This window comes from Deltaproteobacteria bacterium RBG_16_64_85 (genome assembly GCA_001798885.1).
Classification (GTDB): Bacteria; Desulfobacterota; Deferrimicrobia; order Deferrimicrobiales; family Deferrimicrobiaceae; genus FEB-35.
Genome location: MGQW01000007.1, coordinates 1 through 18,342, shown reverse-complemented (window position 1 = coordinate 18,342; position 18,342 = coordinate 1). Strand labels below are relative to the sequence as shown.

At 64.0% G+C, this 18,342-nt stretch carries 17 protein-coding genes and 4 tRNA genes; 20 read left to right on the top strand and 1 reads right to left on the bottom strand.

The features are described from left to right. Window positions 1-359 precede the first annotated feature (359 nt). From A2Z13_08915 to A2Z13_08900, 4 genes are all read left to right on the top strand, one after another. A complete protein-coding gene (locus A2Z13_08915) occupies window positions 360-599 on the top strand; it encodes a hypothetical protein (protein ID OGP81232.1) in 240 nt (79 codons plus the stop codon). Window positions 600-793: 194 nt separating this feature from the next. Further along, window positions 794-997: a cold-shock protein gene (locus A2Z13_08910; protein OGP81231.1), complete on the top strand. Its 204-nt coding sequence runs from the start codon at window positions 794-796 to the stop codon at window positions 995-997. Between the two features lie 132 nt (window positions 998-1,129). Next, on the top strand, window positions 1,130-3,154 hold the full coding sequence (locus A2Z13_08905) for a hypothetical protein (protein OGP81230.1): 2,025 nt from the start codon (window positions 1,130-1,132) through the stop codon (window positions 3,152-3,154). Between the two features lie 6 nt (window positions 3,155-3,160). Further along, entirely contained in the window at window positions 3,161-4,267 is a 1,107-nt protein-coding gene (locus A2Z13_08900) for an alanine dehydrogenase (protein OGP81229.1), read from the top strand. A gap of 70 nt (window positions 4,268-4,337) precedes the next feature. On the opposite strand, the gene A2Z13_08895 is transcribed toward A2Z13_08900, so the two are convergent. Continuing rightward, complete coding sequence (locus tag A2Z13_08895) at window positions 4,338-4,940, bottom strand: dephospho-CoA kinase (GenBank protein OGP81228.1); 603 nt, start codon at window positions 4,938-4,940, stop codon at window positions 4,338-4,340. Window positions 4,941-5,044: 104 nt separating this feature from the next. On the opposite strand from A2Z13_08895, the gene A2Z13_08890 reads away from it, so the two are divergent. The 16 genes from A2Z13_08890 (at window position 5,045) to A2Z13_08815 (ending at window position 18,210) form a co-directional block, all read left to right on the top strand. Further along, on the top strand, window positions 5,045-5,368 hold the full coding sequence (locus tag A2Z13_08890; protein OGP81227.1) for a hypothetical protein: 324 nt from the start codon (window positions 5,045-5,047) through the stop codon (window positions 5,366-5,368). 20 nt (window positions 5,369-5,388) lie between these two features. Continuing rightward, complete coding sequence (locus A2Z13_08885; GenBank protein OGP81287.1) at window positions 5,389-6,165, top strand: RNA polymerase subunit sigma; 777 nt, start codon at window positions 5,389-5,391, stop codon at window positions 6,163-6,165. Between the two features lie 136 nt (window positions 6,166-6,301). Then, window positions 6,302-6,808 carry a hypothetical protein gene (locus tag A2Z13_08880; protein ID OGP81226.1) on the top strand — a complete coding sequence of 169 codons (507 nt, stop codon included), beginning with the start codon at window positions 6,302-6,304 and terminating at the stop codon, window positions 6,806-6,808. Next, window positions 6,795-7,247 carry a hypothetical protein gene (locus tag A2Z13_08875; GenBank protein ID OGP81225.1) on the top strand — a complete coding sequence of 151 codons (453 nt, stop codon included), beginning with the start codon at window positions 6,795-6,797 and terminating at the stop codon, window positions 7,245-7,247. The genes A2Z13_08880 and A2Z13_08875 overlap by 14 nt, the downstream gene beginning before the upstream one ends. Before the next feature lie 2 nt (window positions 7,248-7,249). Next, window positions 7,250-8,239: a hypothetical protein gene (locus A2Z13_08870; protein ID OGP81224.1), complete on the top strand. Its 990-nt coding sequence runs from the start codon at window positions 7,250-7,252 to the stop codon at window positions 8,237-8,239. Further along, window positions 8,236-8,685, top strand: a complete 450-nt coding sequence (locus A2Z13_08865) for a hypothetical protein (GenBank protein OGP81223.1) — start codon at window positions 8,236-8,238, stop codon at window positions 8,683-8,685. Before A2Z13_08870 ends, A2Z13_08865 begins: the two co-directional genes overlap by 4 nt. Window positions 8,686-8,712: 27 nt before the next feature. Further along, a complete protein-coding gene (locus A2Z13_08860) occupies window positions 8,713-12,105 on the top strand; it encodes a hypothetical protein (protein OGP81222.1) in 3,393 nt (1,130 codons plus the stop codon). After that, window positions 12,102-13,085 carry a hypothetical protein gene (locus A2Z13_08855; GenBank protein ID OGP81221.1) on the top strand — a complete coding sequence of 328 codons (984 nt, stop codon included), beginning with the start codon at window positions 12,102-12,104 and terminating at the stop codon, window positions 13,083-13,085. Before A2Z13_08860 ends, A2Z13_08855 begins: the two co-directional genes overlap by 4 nt. Window positions 13,086-13,128: 43 nt before the next feature. Continuing rightward, on the top strand, window positions 13,129-14,205 hold the full coding sequence (locus A2Z13_08850; GenBank protein OGP81220.1) for a 4-hydroxy-3-methylbut-2-en-1-yl diphosphate synthase: 1,077 nt from the start codon (window positions 13,129-13,131) through the stop codon (window positions 14,203-14,205). Next, window positions 14,205-15,935 carry a proline--tRNA ligase gene (locus A2Z13_08845; protein ID OGP81286.1) on the top strand — a complete coding sequence of 577 codons (1,731 nt, stop codon included), beginning with the start codon at window positions 14,205-14,207 and terminating at the stop codon, window positions 15,933-15,935. The genes A2Z13_08850 and A2Z13_08845 overlap by 1 nt, the downstream gene beginning before the upstream one ends. Next, entirely contained in the window at window positions 15,932-16,624 is a 693-nt protein-coding gene (locus A2Z13_08840) for an orotidine 5'-phosphate decarboxylase (protein ID OGP81285.1), read from the top strand. The genes A2Z13_08845 and A2Z13_08840 overlap by 4 nt, the downstream gene beginning before the upstream one ends. A gap of 25 nt (window positions 16,625-16,649) precedes the next feature. Continuing rightward, complete coding sequence (locus tag A2Z13_08835; GenBank protein OGP81219.1) at window positions 16,650-17,372, top strand: 23S rRNA (guanosine(2251)-2'-O)-methyltransferase RlmB; 723 nt, start codon at window positions 16,650-16,652, stop codon at window positions 17,370-17,372. Window positions 17,373-17,743: 371 nt separating this feature from the next. Beyond that, window positions 17,744-17,818 (top strand) — tRNA-Thr (locus A2Z13_08830). A gap of 12 nt (window positions 17,819-17,830) precedes the next feature. Then, window positions 17,831-17,915, top strand: a tRNA-Tyr gene (locus A2Z13_08825). 123 nt (window positions 17,916-18,038) lie between these two features. Further along, window positions 18,039-18,114 (top strand) — tRNA-Gly (locus A2Z13_08820). A 20-nt stretch (window positions 18,115-18,134) separates the two neighbouring features. Beyond that, window positions 18,135-18,210, top strand: a tRNA-Thr gene (locus A2Z13_08815). The last annotated feature ends 132 nt before the right edge of the window (window positions 18,211-18,342 follow it).

The window sequence follows — 18,342 nt, the reverse complement described above, 5'->3', positions numbered from 1 at the left end:
CGTGGTGATGGCCGTGATGATCGTTTCGGTTTTCCGGGCGATCTGGGAGGGGAAGAAGGAGCGGGAGATCTGGAAAGGGTTGAGCGGAAAATCGTCGCTCCTCCAGAAATAACGAAGAATGCCGAAGACTTCCTAAAGGATGGCAATCGGGAATCAGGTTGACGGTTTTTTTCCCAAATTGGGTAATCTGTTACACACGTGCGGGTTGTCCACAAGGAAATCGCGCAGAAGCATATCGATAATCAATTGGTTTTTTAATTTTTATCCCAGTGGCCCAATAATTGCTTGAGATCTTTACAGATATCCAACATTTCAAATTGCGGGAATTTCACGAATTCGCAAGGGAAGACAGGCACTTCATGGGGATTTGCGGCTATCCCGTTTATCGGATGAACGCTCTCGAGAACGGTGTTGTGCGCGTCGGTTCGATCCTGGAATTTCGCCGGAGCCGTCGGAGCATGAACCGGCTTGGCCTGGCCAAGCTTGCGCAGAAGCTTTTCGCCCGGGAGCCCGGCGACATCATCGTCGTCGGCTCCGATTCCTCGCTGGAACGCGTGCAAATCTCCAGGGAGTACGAGATCGCCCTTTCCGCCGGCTGACCAGAATTTCATTGACAAACCAGAGCAATTCCATTACGAAGAAGACGGTTCATTCTTTCGGTCCCCAGTCCGGACGGTTCTCCGCGAGGAGTCGGCGCGCGGCGTTTTGTTTCATCCTGACGGGCCGAACGCATCGGGGCAGCGCATCGCCCCAAACGATCGACCCGACGGGTCGATACCAAAAGGAGAGCAGCATGGCAACGGGAACGGTCAAGTGGTTCAACGACGCGAAAGGGTACGGCTTCATCACGCAGGATGAAGGGGAGGACATTTTCGTGCACTTCAGCGAGATCTCCGGGGACGGTTTCCGGTCGCTCGCCGAAGGGCAGAAGGTGGAGTTCGAGGTGACCGCCGGTCCCAAGGGGAAGAAGGCGGCAAACGTCCGCAAAGTAGTGTGACCGCAACACCCGATCCCGCATGAAAAAGCGCCCCGGCCCCGTCCGGGGCGCCTTTCTTTTTCCTCCCCGAAAGGGGATGACACGTCGTCCCCCCTTTGTTAGATTGTCATAAAATCTTTGCGGCGGTGCCTCATGTCCGGCTCCCTAACCCCACTTTTCCGCCCGGAGCGCCTTGCCGTCATCGGCGCTTCGTCCAACCCCGAAAAGATGGGTTTCCAGATCTTCAGGAACATCGTGGAAGGCGGCTTCCGGGGGGAGATCCTTCCCGTCAACCCGAAAGGAGAAACGATCCTTGGCAGACCCTCCCTGAAATCGGCGGCGGACCTACCGGCGGGCACCGACCTGGCCGTTCTCATCATCCCGGCGAAACTCGTGCCGGGGACCCTTCTCCAACTGGGGGAGCGGAACATCCGTGCGGCCATCGTCATCAGCGGCGGTTTCGCCGAATCGGGCGAGGAGGGCGCGGTTCTCCAGGCGGAGCTCGCCCGGAACGCCGCACGATGCGGGATCCGCGTGGTGGGTCCGAACTGCCAGGGGGTCAATTACCCCTACCACGGCCTGTGCGCGTCGTGGCCCCTCATCACACGGAGAGGCGACATCGCATTCGTGTCCCAGAGCGGCACGGTGGGCGCTGCCATGATCGACTGGGCATCGGAGGACGGGCTCGGGTTCTCCGCGTTCGTGAGCATGGGGAACCGGGCCGACGTGGACGAGGCGGACCTGATCGAATTCTTCGCCGAAGACCCGAACACGAAGGTGGTTTCCCTCTACATCGAGGGAGTCAAGGACGCGGGAAAGTTCCTCGCCGCGATCCGGAAGTGCAAGAAACCGTTGGTGATCTTCAAGGCCGGGCGAACGGAGCGAGGGAGAAAGGCGGCGGAATCCCACACCCGGTCGCTCGCCGGCAGGGACGAGATCTACGACGCGGTGTTCCGGCAGTTCGGCGTTCACCGGGCGTCCTCCCTGGAGGATCTCTACGATTTCTCCAAGGCGCTCGCCTACCTTCCTTCCCCGGCGGGACCCAGGATGCTGATCGTCACGAGCTCGGGGGGGTCCGCCATCATCGCCACCGACGTTGCGGAAGAGGAGGGATTCCGGGTCACCCCCTTGCCGACGGAGCTTGCCGCGCGCCTGAGGGAAATGCTTCCCGCGCACTGCATTGTCGGAAACCCGCTGGATCTCACCGGCGACACGGACGCCGCGCGATACAGGAAGGTCCTGGAGGCGTCGGAGAGCCATTACGACGTCGTCATGCCCATCTTCGGCGACCCGATCCCGGGGGCCAGCGAGGTGATCACCCCCGGCCGCTGCGAACTCGTCGCCTACCTCGGCGGAGCGGATGTCGAACGGGAGGAGCGGGCTCTGCTGCACGAGAAGAAGATCGCGGTGTTTCCGACCCCGGAGCGGGCGGTGCGCGCCCTTTCCTGCCACGCCCGCTTCCGCAGGAAGACTTTTCCACTGGACTCCGGAACACCGGAGGCCGCGAAGAGGGAAACGGACGGACGCAAAGCGCTCACGCCGGTCGAATCGATGCGCCTTCTTGCGGAGTCGGGATTCCCGGTGATCCCCTCACGGCACGCGATAAACGAGGAAGAGGCGGTTGCTGCGGCCCGCGGGATCGGTTATCCCGTGGCGGTCAAGATGAACTCCCCGGACGCCACGCATAAAAGCGACATCGGCGGGGTGATCCTCGACGCGGCCGACGAGCCGGCCGTCCGGCAGGCCTGTCGGAACATTTCCCAATCCGCGAAGCGGGCGGGCGCGCGGGACGAAGGCGTGCTGGTAAGCGCCATGGCCTCGCCGGGGCGGGAGGTGATCGTCGGTGTGATCAGGGACCTGCAGTTCGGGCATGCCGTCATGTTCGGGATGGGGGGGGTCCTGGTGGAGGCCCTGAGGGATGTCTCGTTCCGAATCGTGCCTATTGCGGAGAAGGATGCGGCGGAAATGGTCGACGAAATCCGGGGAAGCCGGCTTCTGCTGGGGTACAGGGACGGAAAGCCCTCCGACGTGGGCGCCATCCACAGGCTTCTCGTGCAGGTTTCGGATTTCGTGGCGAGGCACCCGGAGATCGAGGAACTGGACATGAACCCCGTCATCGTGCACGAAAAGGGGCTGCAGATCGTGGATGCCAGGGTGATTCCCGCCGGCGGGGCGTAGACAAGAATGCGCGTCGGGGTGCCCCGGGAGGTCAAACCGGGGGAAAACCGGGTGGCATTGACGCCGCACGGCGTGGAGGCGCTGAAGGGTGCGGGGGACGACGTGCGGGTCCAGGCCGGAGCCGGCGAGGAAAGCGGCTTTCCGGACGCCGAATATGCGGCGGCGGGCGCGAGCGTGGTTCCAACCGCTGCCGATGCGTGGGAGACCGACCTGGTCGTAAAGGTCAAGGAACCGATCCGGCAGGAATTTCCCTTCCTTTCGGTAAAATCCGCTCTTTTCACCTATCTTCACCTGGCTGCCTTGCCGGAACTTACCGACGTGCTCCTGGAAAGCCGGGTGACGGGAATCGCCTACGAAACGGTTTCGGATGGAGGGAGACTGCCGCTGCTTCGCCCGATGAGCGAGGTTGCGGGGATCCTCGCGGTGCAGGTCGGCGCGAGGGCGCTGGAGAAATCGTGCGGAGGCAGGGGAGTGCTGCTGTCGGGGGTCGGCGGGGCGGCACCCGCACGGGTCGTCGTGATCGGCGCCGGCAACGCGGGAAGGAGTGCCGCGCGGACCGCCGCGGGGGTGGGGGCGGACGTGGCGATCCTCGACCTCTCGCCGTCGATGCTCGTCCGAGCGGCCGGGGAGATCCCGGGCCGCGTCCGGACGGTTTTGTCCTCGCCGGAAGCGATCTCCTCGGAGGTCGCGGAGGCCGACCTGGTGATCTCCACCGTGCTCATCGCTGGGGAGAAGGCGCCGGTGCTCATTTCCCGTGAGATGCTCCGAAGGATGAAGCGGGGGGCGGCGATCGTCGACATCTCCATCGACCAGGGGGGATCGGTGGAAACTTCCCGGCCGACGACGCACGCGGCTCCCTACTATGTCGAGGAGGGAGTGGTGCATTACTGCGTATCCAACATGCCGGCGGCAGTACCCCGCACCTCCACGGTGGCGCTGACTTCCGCCACGCTTCCATATGTCCTGGCGCTGGCCCGCGACGGGATCGAGGATGCGCTGCGGAAGGACCCGGGTTTGATGGCGGGTCTCAACACCTTCCGGGGAAAGGTGACCTGCGAGGGGGTCGCGCGGGCGCTTGGCAAGGACTATACTCCCCCGGAATCGCTCCTTTAATCACTGAAGGCGCTACGCCGAATCCCCCTTCGCCTTCGCCGGACACTCCTGTCGCTGCCCATAATGGGAATTACGTGTTGCCCGCTTTGATGCGCTCGACGAGGGCGCGGACCTGGGCGCGGGTGGACGCCCTGTCCCCGGAGTTGTCGATGACGTGTTCCGAGGCCCGCGCCTTCTCGTCGGGGTTCATCTGGGCGGCGATCCTTCGCAGGGCCTGCTGATCGGAGATGCCGTCCCGCTCCACCAGTCGACGCACCTGTTGCATCCTGCCGCAATGCACGGCAATGACGGCTTCGAAGCGTGCCCGGCGGCCCGTTTCATGGATGAGCGCGGCATCGACAATGGCGATCCTGTGTCCCTCCGATTCGAGGCGGTGGATCTCGGCGGCGATCCCGATCGCGATCTCGGGATGGGTGATCTCCTCCAGCTCCGCACGTTTTGCGGCGTCGGAGAAGACGATGCCGCCGAGCTTCTTGCGGTCGATCCGGCCGTCGGGAAGGAGGACCTCCCGCCCGAACCTCCGGACGATCGCCTCGTAGGCGGGTCGGCCGGGAGCCGTGACCTCCCTGGCGATCCGGTCGGCGTCGACAACCGCCAGCCCCTCCTCCCGGAACATCCGCGACACCGTGCTCTTCCCGGTCCCGATGCCGCCTGTCAGGCCGAAAACCCGCATGGCGGAATTATATCAGCGGGAGGGTCGTTGACAATGCGGCTGCCGGGGTGGTACGTTCAGAACGGAATGAATTGTCATTCATTATTTTCGAGAGAGGAGACACGATGGCCGAGACCACGGTGACAGGATTTTTCGAGTCGCTCCAGGAAAAGCTCGCGAAAGACCCGGCGAAGCTCGCTGGCCTCAGCTGCGTCTATCAGTTCCGGGTCGGAGATGCAAGCTACAACGTGACGTTCGTGGACGGGAAAGCGGTAGTGGCCAAGGGAGAAGCCTCCGCCCCGAGCTGTACCGTCACGATGGCCGAAAACGATTTCCTCGCCCTGTTGTCGGGAAAGCTCAACGGCCAAATGGCCTTCATGACGGGGAAGCTGAAGGTCGCCGGCGATTTCGGGCTCGCGCTCAAGCTGGAATCCCTCCTCAAGGCGTGACGACGAAGGATCCTGCCCCCATCGCGGGAAACCTCTACCGAAAAGCGGCGGAGATCCTCGCCTCCCGGGGGAACGCGGTCGCGCTGACCGGGGCCGGCATCTCCGTGGAGAGCGGGATCCCCGCCTTCCGCGGCGCACAGGGGATGTGGGAGAGGTTCGACCCTGCGGAATATGCGACCATAGGGGCCTTCCTCCGGGATCCCGGGAAAGTCTGGGAGATGCTCGCGGAAATGATCGAGGTCCTGACGCGCGCCGCACCGAACCCCGCGCACCAAGGCCTTGCGGAGTTGGAGAGGATGGGAATCCTGCGCTCCGTCATCACCCAGAACGTGGACGGGCTCCACCAGGCAGGGGGGTCCCGGAGGGTGATCGAGTTCCACGGCAACCCGCGGGAACTGGTCTGCGTGGACTGCTGGAAGCGGTATCCCTCCTTGCGGAAAATCGCGGAGGGGATCCCTCCGCGGTGCGGCTGCGGGGCGATCCTCAAACCCGACATCGTGTTTTTCGGCGAGTCGATCCCGTGGATGGCGCAGGAGCAGGCCGAGGAAGAGGCCCGGACCTGCGGGGTACTGCTCGTGATCGGCACCTCGGCGCAGGTCACGCCGGCATGCGACATCCCGCGGATTTCCAAGGAGCACGGGGCGTTCATCATCGAGATCAATCCCGAGGAGACCTCCCTGACGCGCTCCGTCACCGACCTGCACATTTCCGGAACCGCATCTTCCTCCATCAACGGCTTGCTGGAGGAGGTTCGCCGTCGGATTGCCGGGAAGGAGGGAGGGAAAGAAAAACATTAAAACTTTTAATATCCATTAAACAATTTTGGCAAAATCCGCCTCGCTTTGTAAGTGCCCTCTAATCAAATCAGCCACTTGGAAGTATATTTTGATTGGCATCGCTCTTGCTGTAATCCCATTGCAGAGAGGTTTCGGCATGAAGAGGCGACAGGGATTCACCCTTATCGAGACCACGATCGTGATCATGATCATCGGAATCGGAGTGATCATCGCTATCCCGAACATGCAGCGCTGGGTGTATCGATCGAATTTCTCCGGGTTCCAGCGCCAATTCTACTCGGAATGCCAGGAGGCGAGGACCCGTGCGCTGTCCTCCCAATTCCAGCATCGCATCGTGATCGATCTCACGGCCCAGAGCGTTTTACTGGAAAGGGGCAATCTAGGGACGGGTTCCACCGCCTGGACGGCCGTCCGGTCAACGATCCCGGTGCCCGCGGGTTCCTTCATCGACAACGTCCTGACGACACAAGGCGCGGTGACGACGAATGCCGTCGGGACGGCAACGATCCTGTTCAATCCGGCGGGCGACACCTTCCCTCTGGACCTTGCCCGTATCTACATCCGCAGTTCGGTCGGCGACCAGTACACGATCCGGATCTTCGGCTGGACGGCGAAAACGAGGTTGGAGAATGGCTGGACGTAATTCCCGTGCCGGTGAGGAAGGGTTTTCCCTGATCGAGGTGCTCGTCTCGCTTGCGATCCTGGCGGTCGGACTCCTGGGACTGGCGTTGCTTCAGGTAACGGCCATCAAGGGGAACGCCACCGCATCCAAGTCGACCGTCGCCACTGGGCTGGCCCAGGACAAGCTGGAGTGGTTCCGCAATAGCGGATGGGATAATATCTTATCCTCCACCGGACTCGACAACTCCTCGGTACCGATGATCCCGGCGTACGCGAATTTTCCGGGGGCGGAAGGGGATAGCAGGTCCGTCCGGGGGACGCCATTCTACAGGGTATGGTTCGTCAACAGCAATCCCGCCAACACGTTCAAGACCATCACCGTATGGTGCTGCTGGCGGGACGACCGCGGGAACTGGCACAACGTGATGCTGGTCACCCAGCGCACCCCCTTGGGAACCTGACGATGCGACTCGCAGGAAGGAGCGGATTCACTCTCGTCGAGGTCCTGGCGGCCGTGGCGATATTGACGATCGCGATGGCCGCGGTATTTTCCACGTTCGATTTCCAGCAGAAATCCTACACCACGCAGAGCAGGATCGCCGAGATGCAGCAGAACCTGCGGCTGGCTGAGGCGTACCTCGATCGCGACATCCGGATGGCCGGGTACGGGATTCCCTCGGCCGGGGCGCCCGAAGGGGTGACGGTTCCCGTCGGCCTTCTTCCGTCGGGGACCGCGATCCGCACCCTGTTCCCCGTCGACAGCACGGCGGGACCCGACTCCCTGTATATCCTCTATCTCTATGATATGGATACCAACCAGCCCCCCACCACGAACACCAACATCATGCTGAGTGGCTCCGGACAAGTCAGTGTGGCCAGCATTTCCGGCTTCCTGGCGGGGGGGGGAGAACTGGTCCTCATCACCGACGGCATCACGGCGGACCTGTTCGAAACTTCGGCTGCGGCAGGCGGTGTGCTGACGTTCGGGGGCGGAATGAACTACAACACCGCTGCACACCCGAAATTCCCCGCCGGGGGTTATGGGGTCGGCCCCCCCGCTTCCACGGTCGCCAAGGCGCGGTTCCTCCGGTACTTCATCGACAGCGTGACCGACCCGGTGCACCCGACCTTGATGGTGGACCGGATGATGGCGGGGCAGGCCCCGCAGCCCGTGGCCGACGACATCGAGGACATGCAGTTCCGGTACGGCCTGGACACAACGGGGACACCGGATGGCATCGTGGATACCTGGGTCGACAACGTCACCACCGCGCAGATCACGCAGATCCGGCAGGTCCGCATTTTCCTCCTCGCGAGGACGCGCACACAGGAAACGGGTTGGAACGAGATACGTCCCGCCCTTGGGAACAGGGCCGCCGGGACGACGGCGGACGGGTACAAGCGCAGGATCCTGGACAAGGTCGTCCACGTCCGGAACTCGGGACTCCCATGAAGGAGACGACGCGGATGAACCGGCGAGGCAACGCAATGATCATCACGATGATGCTGCTGGTGATCCTCACAGCGATAGGGGTCTACGCGGTCAGCATCACGACCACCGAGATGGACATCACCCTGCATTCGCGCGTGGGGACGATTTCGCGGAATGTTGCCGAGGCAGGGGTGTATTTCGGGATCGATGCGGTCCCGATCACATTCGACAGCGCGGCCCCCGCCTTCCAGACCCTCACCGTGGGCCAGAACATGACGGCCACCTACAGGGTGACATCGGGCATCTCGGGGGCCCTCGTGATCCAGCCCGGGTACGGGGCGAACTTCCGCTTCGCCAATTACGACGTGACGTCGACCCTATCCGCGCCGCCGTCCGGGTTCACCGCCAGTGGCCGGGTGGATGCGACCGTCAATTACGGCCCCATCCCGGCCGGAACGTCCTACTAGTATCGGAAATCCAAGGAGGTACCCACCATGACGACCGCACGATTCGGTTCCTTACGGCCCCTCTTGATCGCGGGCTTCGCGTTCGCCGTCTCTCTCGGGGGGGTCCCGCCGCCTTCCTTCGCGGACGACTCCGACATCTTCCGGTTCCGGGCCACTCCGAACGTGCTCGTCATCGTGGACGACTCCGGATCGATGGCCCGAACGTACGGCGGTACCGAGGTGGGAGACCTCGACGGCCAGACCCGGGCAGCCTTCGGGGGGACCGGGACCCAGACCAGCAGCCGGGTCGACGTCGCCTACCGCGTCCTGTACCAGCTTCTCAATGGAAACGGCTCGGTACCCAGCGGTCTCACATCGTCCTTTCCCACCCAGCGATCCCACGTCTCCCCGGACGGATCGGGAACGGACGGGCTGAAATACAACCAGAACCTGACAAGCGCCGACGAGGATGCCGTGAAGCTGCGGCTGGGTCTGATGATCTACGGCCCCAACATCACCTGGCCCAGTTCCGGGTCCCCGACGTTCCAGTACATCCGCGTTCCCGTCCAGATCAACGGGACGGACAACAACCTCCCGCCGTTCAACACCAGCTACTCCTCCTTCTGGAGCGCGATCAAGAACAACCTGACCCCGGGGAACAACCCGACGCCGATGGCGCGTTCCCTGGAAGCGGCCCGAAGACGCTATTTCCCGATTGCGGCGGCCAGCGACAACTCCACTGCGTGCCGGATGAAGTTCGTCGTCCTCATCACGGACGGGGAGGACACGATCGCCGCCAGCGGATCCGGGAACGTGCCGAAATATTACGGCCCCGGCGGCTCCCAGCCCGACGCGACGACCGACACGAACTACGGGATATTAGCCAACTTCAATGCCAATGGGTATCCCGGATCCACCAATACCGGACAGAAGGCGCGCAACACCGAGAGCATCTCCCAGGCGAAGCTGCTGGCGGACGACAACGTAATCCTCCTAGTCGTCGGGATCGGAATGAAGCGGGATAGCGCGGGGAACGACGTTCCGCATCTGAAGGTCCTCCGGCAGGTCGTGCGGCGCATGGCCGAACAGAAAAACATCGATCTCTCGGCCGCGGAGTATACATACGTGGCACAGAACGGGGACAACACCGCCATCGGCGCGGGGAAGACCTTCTTCGCGGAAGACGCGACCGAACTGCTGGCCGCCCTGCAGCAGGTCTTCGACACGATCATCATCCAGGCGTACTCCTTTACCGCTCCCGTCGTCCCCGCGGTGCGGACGACGGACTCCAACCGGCTCTATCTCTCCACCTTCCGGCCGGACAACCCGCCGGAGACGTACTGGGAGGGGGCGTGCAAGTCGATCAACCTGAACGTGGACGGTTCCATCCCCGCGGATCTCGATGCCGCAACGAACTGGGATGCGGGAAGCAAGCTCAACAGCACGAACCGGAACTACTCCACGAATCCCCGGAAGGTCTACACCGCCTCCGTTTCGGGGACAACGTGGTCGCGGCAGGAGTTCTCGAACTCGAACGGCTGGCTCGACAACAACATCCTCGCCGTCCCGTCGGCTGTGAAGGCCAGTCTGGTCGACAATGTCGTCCTTCGGGCCTCCAGTACGAAGCGCCTGGGGGACATCTTCCACTCGACGCCGGTGGTCGTGGGCGCACCGAGCCTTTTCTTCACCGCCCCCGGTTTCAGCACCAACGTGGGCTCGGGCACCAGCTTCCTGCAGGATAAGATCCACCGGCAGCGGGTGATCTACGCAGGGTCCAACGACGGGATGCTCCATGCGTTCAACGCCGGGATCTGGGATACAACTTTAAGTCCACCTGCCTACAACGCCGGAGGGGTTGGGGGGGGGAATGAACTATTCGGGTACATCCCGAACAACCTCCTGCCCAGCCTCAAGAACATGACGGTGACCACCACCTCGACCCACCAGTACATGGTGGACAGCTCGCCGAAGGCAGCGGATGTCTGGCTCGACGCCGACAACGACGGCCTCCAGGAGACCCTGGAGTGGAAGACCGTCATCATCACCGGGGAGCGGAAGGGCGGCAGGGGGCTGTTCGCGCTGGACATCACCTCGCCCGAGAACCTGGACTCCGTCAGCGACCCGTATCCGGTCCCCCTGTGGGAAATCACGAACGCCACCGTCCCGAACTTCGGACAGACCTGGTCGGAGCCGTTTATCGGCCGGGTCAAGATCCGGGAGGGAACGGACGTCAAGGACCGGTGGGTGGCCTTCGTCGGCGGGGGGTATTGGCACAACACGACGCTCTCCGCCAACGCCGCGGCGGGAGCGACCTCCATCAGCGTGGTCGACTCGACAGGGTTTCCCTCCTCGGGCACGGGGATTCTCTCCATCGGCACCGAGGGGGGGATCAACTTCGGATCGTCGTCCACTACGTCCATCACGGGGATTCCATCCTCCGGAACCGGCCGCATCACCAGAGCCCACACGGCGGGAGAGGTGGTCTCGTCCTCCGGCATCGCCAGGGGTTTTTATGTGGTCGACATCAAGCTGGGGAAGGTCATCTGGAGCCTGGAGGCCTCGTCCGCGAGCGACAATGCCGTGGCGTATCCCATGACCTCCGGACCGGTGGGGGTCGACAGCGACAACGACGGGTTCCTCAACTTCGTCTACATCGTGGACCTGGGCGGTCAATTGTGGAGATTTAATGTCGGGACCCCCGCCACGTTCGACAACGTTTCGAATCTCATCACGGGAACCGAATGGAGCGGCGTCCGGTACTTTGCCGCCTCACCCTCGACGACTCCCACCGTCCAGAGGAGCTTCCACCGGGTGGAGGTCGCCTTCGACGCGGGGTTCAACCGGTGGATCTTCTTCGGCACCGGCGACCGCGAAAAGCCCGAGAACACGGGAACGGGACGGATCTACGCCATCCGTGACGACGGGACCGTGCCGTCTACGCCATACAGCGAATCGAACCTGAGCAACTTCACCTCGGTCATCGCCAACGTGGACAGCACGGTTACCGGAACCGTGACCCCCACGCAGAAAGGGTGGTACGCGGTGATGCCCAACACGAACGAGAAGGTGCTCTCCGACCCGGTCCTGTTCAACGACGTGCTCTTCTTCTCGGCCTTCCGATCCGAGACGACGAACCTGTGCATGGGTGGAGGGGAAGCGAGGCTCTATGGCATCAGGGCCTCCCTGTCCGCTTCCACGGGGACGTCCGACATGTCGGCGGGGGCCGGTGGGTTAATCCCCGCGAGCGGAACCACACGCGTCCGCAGCCGCCTGCTCGATTCCGGCGGTATCCCGAGCAGTCCCGTCGTCTCGATGAGCGCTTCCGGCGGCGCCAGTCTCTACATCGGAACGACGAACGCCGCAAGGGTGCAGTCGTTCGCGATCGACTCTCCCGCGGCGTTCAAGCGCCTCAGGAGATGGAAGGAGTTCATTTCCCAGTGACAACGGCTCGCCCGGCGCTGTTTCTTGCGGCTTTCCTGTGGATCATTTTTTCCGGGTGCGGGAGGGGAGGGGAGAAGCAGCCCCCGCCCCCCCATCCCCCGGCTCCGGTTCCCCAGGCGACGCCCGCTCTCCCCTCGCCCGCGGAGAGCACTCCGGCAAGAACGGCCGAGCCGCGGATCAACGCGAGTCTCGTGCTCGCCCCCGACAACCCGGATGCGGAAAGCGGGGTGCGGGCAAGACTGGCAGGGATCCCTCCGGAGGTCGCCGTGCAGTGGAAAAAGGTGAGCTGGTTCATCAACGGGACGGGATTTCCCGGCGAAAGGGAACGGCTCCCGGCCGGTATGATTCGGAGGGGCGACCGCGTGCAGGCCATTGCCGAGATCGAAGCGGGCGGGAAGACGGAGATCCTGACCAGCCATGAGATCACGGTTCGCAACTGCCTGCCCGAGGTGCTCTCCGCAGCGTTGTCCAACATGGAGCCGAAGACGGGGCAGGAGGTGCGCGCCCTCGCGTCCGGGAAGGACGCAGACGGGGATCCGGTGTCCTTCCGGTACCGGTGGTTCCTGAACGACAAAGAGGTGGAAGGCCAGTCCATGAACGCCCTTTCCCTGGAGAAGGTGCCGAAGGGGACGTGGGTGCACGCCGAAGTCCAGGCGTTTGACGGCATCTCCCCCGGTTCGAAGCGGTTCACCCCGAAGGTTCTCGTGATCAATTCCCCCCCCACGGTGGAGCAGGTCGCCATCACGCGGGGAACCGGGGGGTATTTCACGGCCAATCTCCGTGTCCGAGATGCCGACGGCGACCCGGTCACCATTCTCGCGAAGTCGCTCCCCGATGGGATCGATCTTTCCGAGACCGCTCTTTCCTGGAGGGAATCCGCCCTGCCGCCGGGGAAAGATGCACCGGTCGTCCTCCTGCTCTCCGACGGGGACGGGGGAGACGTGGAATACTCGTTCCGGCTGATCGCCAGTCAAAAATAGCGTCGACGGTAAAGCCCCTTCTCGCTTATAGTAATCCTTCACGATGAAGGAACGAAGGAAGACCCGCCTCATTCGCGTGGGCGACGTTCGCGTGGGCGGCGGCGCGCCGATATCCGTGCAGAGCATGACCAACACGGACACCCGGGACGTGCGGGCGACGATCGGCCAGATCCGGTCGCTCGCCCGGGAGGGGTGCGAGATCGTCCGCGTCGCGGTCCCGGACGAGGCCGCCGTGCGGGCGTTCCGGAGGATTCGGGCGGCTTCGCCGATCCCCGTGATCGCCGACATCCACTTCCATCACCGGTTTGCCATTGCCTGCGCGGACGCGGGGGCGAACGGCTTACGGATCAACCCCGGGAACATCGGGGGAGAGGAACGGACCCGGGAAGTCCTTTCCGCCGCGCGGGCGAATGGCATCCCCGTGCGGATCGGCGTGAACGCCGGCTCTCTGGAGAAGGATCTCCTGCGCAAATACGGAGGGCCGACCCCGAGGGCGCTGGCGGAGAGCGCCGCGCGCTGGGTCCGGTTCTGCGAAAAGGCCCGCTTCACGCGGCTGAAATTCTCCCTGAAAGCCTCCGACGTCGTTGCCACCGTCGAGGCGAACCGCCTGTTCTCCCGCCGATTCGATTACCCCCTCCACATCGGGGTAACCGAGGCGGGGACGACGTTCTCCGGCACCGTGAAATCGGCCGTCGGCCTGGGGATCCTCCTCTCGGAAGGGATCGGCGACACCCTGCGGGTTTCGCTCACCGGCCCCCCCGAGGAAGAGGTGAGGGCGGGGTGGCAGATCCTCAAAAGCCTCGGGCTGCGGGAGAGGGGGCCGGACTTCATCTCCTGTCCGACGTGCGGAAGGGCTTCGATCGACGTCACGGGAATCGCGCTGGAGGTGGAGCGCCGTCTCTCGCGACTTGAGGTCCCTCTCAAGGTGGCCGTCATGGGGTGCGCGGTCAACGGGCCGGGAGAGGCAAGAGAGGCCGACGTCGGGGTTGCGGGCGGCAAGGGGGAGGGGTTGATCTTCGTGAAGGGGAAGATCATGAAGAAGGTGAAGGAAAAAGAGATCGTGGCCGAGGTGGTCCGGCTTGCGCGTCGCCTGGCCGCTTCGGGAAGGAGAGCCCGTTGATCCGGTACTCGAACTACCTCATGCCGACTTCGAAGGAGACGCCGTCCGACGCGGAAGTGGCCAGCCACCGGCTGATGCTGCGCGCCGGGATGATCCGGAAGGTGGCGTCCGGCATCTACAACTACCTGCCCGCCGGTCTTCGCGTCCTGCGCAAGGTGGAGCGCATTCTCCGGGAGGAGATGGACCGGGCGGGGGCGCACGAGGTGCTGATGCCTGCCCTGATCCCGTCGGAGCTGTGGAAGGAGAGCGGCCGCTGGGAGGCATACGGCAAGGAGCTGCTCCGGGTCAAGGACCGGGCCGACCGCGAGTTCTGCCTGGGGCCCACGCATGAAGAGGTCATCACGGACCTGGTGCGCAGGGAGATCCGGTCGTACCGCCAGCTGCCGATGAATCTCTACCAGATCCAGGACAAGTTCCGGGACGAGATCCGACCTAGGTTCGGGCTGATGCGTGGGAGGGAGTTCTTCATGAAGGACGCCTATTCCTTCGACGCGGACGAAGAGGGGGCGGCGGAATCCTACCGGAAGATGTACGAGGCGTACCGCCGGAGCTTCAGGAGAATGGGCCTGGAATTCCGAGCGGTGGAGGCGGACACGGGGTCGATCGGGGGGAGCAGCTCCCACGAGTTCATGGTGATCGCGGATTCCGGGGAGGACGCCATCGTCTCCTGCGAGGCCTGCGAATACGGTGCGAACGTCGAAAAGGCGGAGTGCGCGACCCCAGGAGACCGTCCCTCTGCCTGCGGCGGCGCTCTCCGCACGGCCCGAAAGGTTTCCACCCCCGGGAAGCGGACCATCGAGGAGGTTGCCGGGTTCCTCGGAATCGAACGCGGTGCCTTGATCAAGACGCTGGTGCTCGAAACGGACAAGGGAGACGTTGCCGTACTGGTCTCCGGCCGGTACGAGATTAACGAGGTCAAGGTCAAAAACCTTCTTGGCGCCGACTGGGTCCGCCTTGCGGCGGAGGAGCGCGTTCGGGCGCTGACCGGCGCGCCGTCGGGGTATGCAGGTCCGGTGGGTCTCTCGATGCGGCTTCTGGCCGATCACTCCGTCCGGCGGATCGCGGCAGGCGCGACCGGCGCCAACGAGAAGGACGCCCATTGGGTGGACGTGGTCCCCGGGAGAGACTTCTCGCCGGAGGCGTATGCGGACCTGCGGCTGGTAACGGAGGGAGATCCCTGCCCGAGATGCGGAGGAGGCTTGCGCTTCTCCCGGGGGATCGAGGTGGGCCACGTCTTCCGGCTCGGCACGAAGTACAGCAAGGCGCTTTCCGCAACGTACCTGGACGCGGCGGGAAAAGAGCAGGTGATCGTGATGGGGTGCTACGGGATCGGTGTCGGGCGCACGGCCGCCGCCGCAATCGAACAGCACAATGACGCCGACGGCATCCTCTGGCCCATCTCCATCGCGCCGTTCGAGGTGATCGTCGTCCCGGTGAACAGGAAGCACGAGAGGCTGGCTCGGGAAGCTTCGCTGGCGGCGGAGGAACTTTCTTCACGGGGAATCGAGGTCCTCCTGGACGATCGGGACGAACGCCCGGGGATCAAGTTCAAGGACGCCGACCTCTGCGGGATTCCCCTGCGGGTGACCTTCGGGGAGAAGAACTTTGCGGCGGGCTACGCGGAAGTCCGGGACCGGAAGACGGGGGAGACCGACCGGGTGGAGATTTCCCGGATCGTGGAAACCGTGGCGGCGGCGGTGGAAGCGAAGAAAAAGGAGTGCTCTCCATGAAAGAGCGGATCATCGTGGCGCTGGACACCGACTCACCGGAGGCCGCCCTGGCGGCCGTTTCCGCCCTGGCGGGGGAGGTCGGTCTCTTCAAGGTGGGGATGGAGCTGTTCCCGCGAGGGGGGCCGGAGTTGGTCGAGAGGATCCGTGCAACAGGCGCCGAGGTCTTCCTCGACCTGAAGTTCCACGACATTCCCAACACGGTTGCCGGCGCGGTGAGGTCCGCCGTGGCACTGGGCGTGAAATTCGCGACCGTCCACGCATCCGGCGGGAAGGCGATGCTCGCCGCGGCCGCGGCCGCCGCGGAGGGCAGCGGGACGACGCTCCTCGCGGTCACGGTCCTTACCAGCCTTGACGACGCGGACCTCTCCTCCGTCGGATTTGCCCTGCGCGCGGCGGAAGCCGTGGATCGGCTGGCGGGACTCGCGGTGGATGCCGGGATCGGGGGCATCGTCTGCTCGGCAAAGGAAGTTGCCGCCGTCCGTGCTCGCGTGGGGAAGGAGGTCGTTCTGGTCACCCCCGGCGTCCGGCTTCCCGAGGATTCCGTCGGGGACCAGAAACGGGTGGTGACCCCATTCGAGGCGGTCCGGGCCGGTGCGAATTATATCGTCGTCGGACGTCCCATAACGAAAGCGTCCGATCCCGTGGCGGCGGCGCGGAAATTCGCCTCGGAGATGAGACGGACCCTCTGATGCGGAAAGCCTCCAGGTGAGCCCGATGTGGATCACCGGCAGGCATCCGGTGGAGGAGCTGCTCGCATCGACGCGGCAGAAGCCCCTTCGGCTGCTGCTCTCCGGGTCGGTTTCTCCGGAAGTCAAGAAGGGTCTCGCGGGCAGGGCATCGGTCCTGGGGATCCCGTGCCTTGCGTGTCCAAAGGAGGAGTGGGAGCGGCGCACGGGGGAACGCGGAGGACCGGGGATCGCGGCCGAGCTGGGGGAATACCGGTACGCGGATTTTCACGAGTGGGTTGCGGCGCTTCCCGGGCGCGCAACGGTTTTCCTGCTGGACGGGATCACCGACCCGCACAACCTGGGCGCCATCCTGCGCAGCGCCCGCGCCTTCGGTGTCGACGGGGTAATCGTTCCGAAGGACCGGTCCTGCCCGGTGACGGCGGCCGTCTTCCGCGCCTCGGCCGGGGCGGCGGCGCATGTCCCCATCGCGCAGGTGACCAACCTTGCGAGGACGGTCGAAACGCTGCAGGAGGACGGCTTTTGGCTGTACGCGGCGGAGGAGGAAGGGGAAACCGACATTTCCACGATGAAGCCCGCGACCCGGACCGGGATCATCCTGGGGAGCGAGGAGCACGGGATCCGCAAGCTCGTCCGGGAAAAATGCGACGGATCCGTCCGGATCCCGATGGAGCCCGGCGTCGACTCCCTGAACGTCGGGGTCACCGCCGGCATCCTGGCCTTCCATCTTCGCAACCTCATGGCGAAATAGCCGCTTCCGCCGCGGCGACTCGCTGCGCCGGACCCCCTTCGGCTTCGCCGCCTCGGAGGGGGACTCCGTTCGTGGCTCGACGTGCGGTGGACCCGCACGTCTGCGCTTTACCTCACTTCGCCCCCCTCCTGCGGCGGCTCCGCCGTACCCTCCCGCAGTATGCGCCTTCCGTTAGGTGCACGTACCGACGCGGCTGCAAGTTCCCTTTCCTCGCGGGATGCCGCAGCAGAGAGGAAGCCCCCACGTGAGGAATCCAGCGGAATCAGGAAACGGAGTCGGCCGACGTTTCGTTATTGCGTCGAAACCCGTTGACAACTTACCGTTAACGGAGTCAAATTAATGATTTCCGGATTTGCGCCGCAAGGGGATGCGCCGACGTAGCTCAACGGTAGAGCTCCTGATTTGTAATCAGGGGGTTGGGGGTTCGATTCCCTTCGTCGGCTCCAGAATGACGGCGTGGAGGGGTACCCGAGTGGCCAAAGGGGGCAGACTGTAAATCTGCTGGCAGCGCCTACGGAGGTTCGAATCCTCCCCCCTCCACCAGGCTTCCTTCCCCCCCCGCAGCCGGCAGGCGGGCGCAGGGGAGTCGGAGGGGTTGCGCGTCGATCGCACGAAGGGATTGACGCGCTTGAATTTTCTATATAAACTTTTAAGGTTACGGAAAGAGCGGGCGTAACTCAGTTGGCAGAGTCACAGCCTTCCAAGCTGTTGGTCGCGGGTTCGATTCCCGTCGCCCGCTCCAGTGATTCCGGCAAGGAGATTGCCCACGTAGCTCAGTCGGCAGAGCACGTCCTTGGTAAGGACGGGGTCAGCAGTTCAATCCTGCTCGTGGGCTCCACTTTGGCCAACACCATTTTTCCTGGAGGAGCGGAAAGCCATGTCCAAGCAGAAGTTTGAGCGCACGAAGCCGCACGTGAATGTAGGTACGATCGGCCACGTGGATCACGGGAAGACGACGCTGACGGCGGCG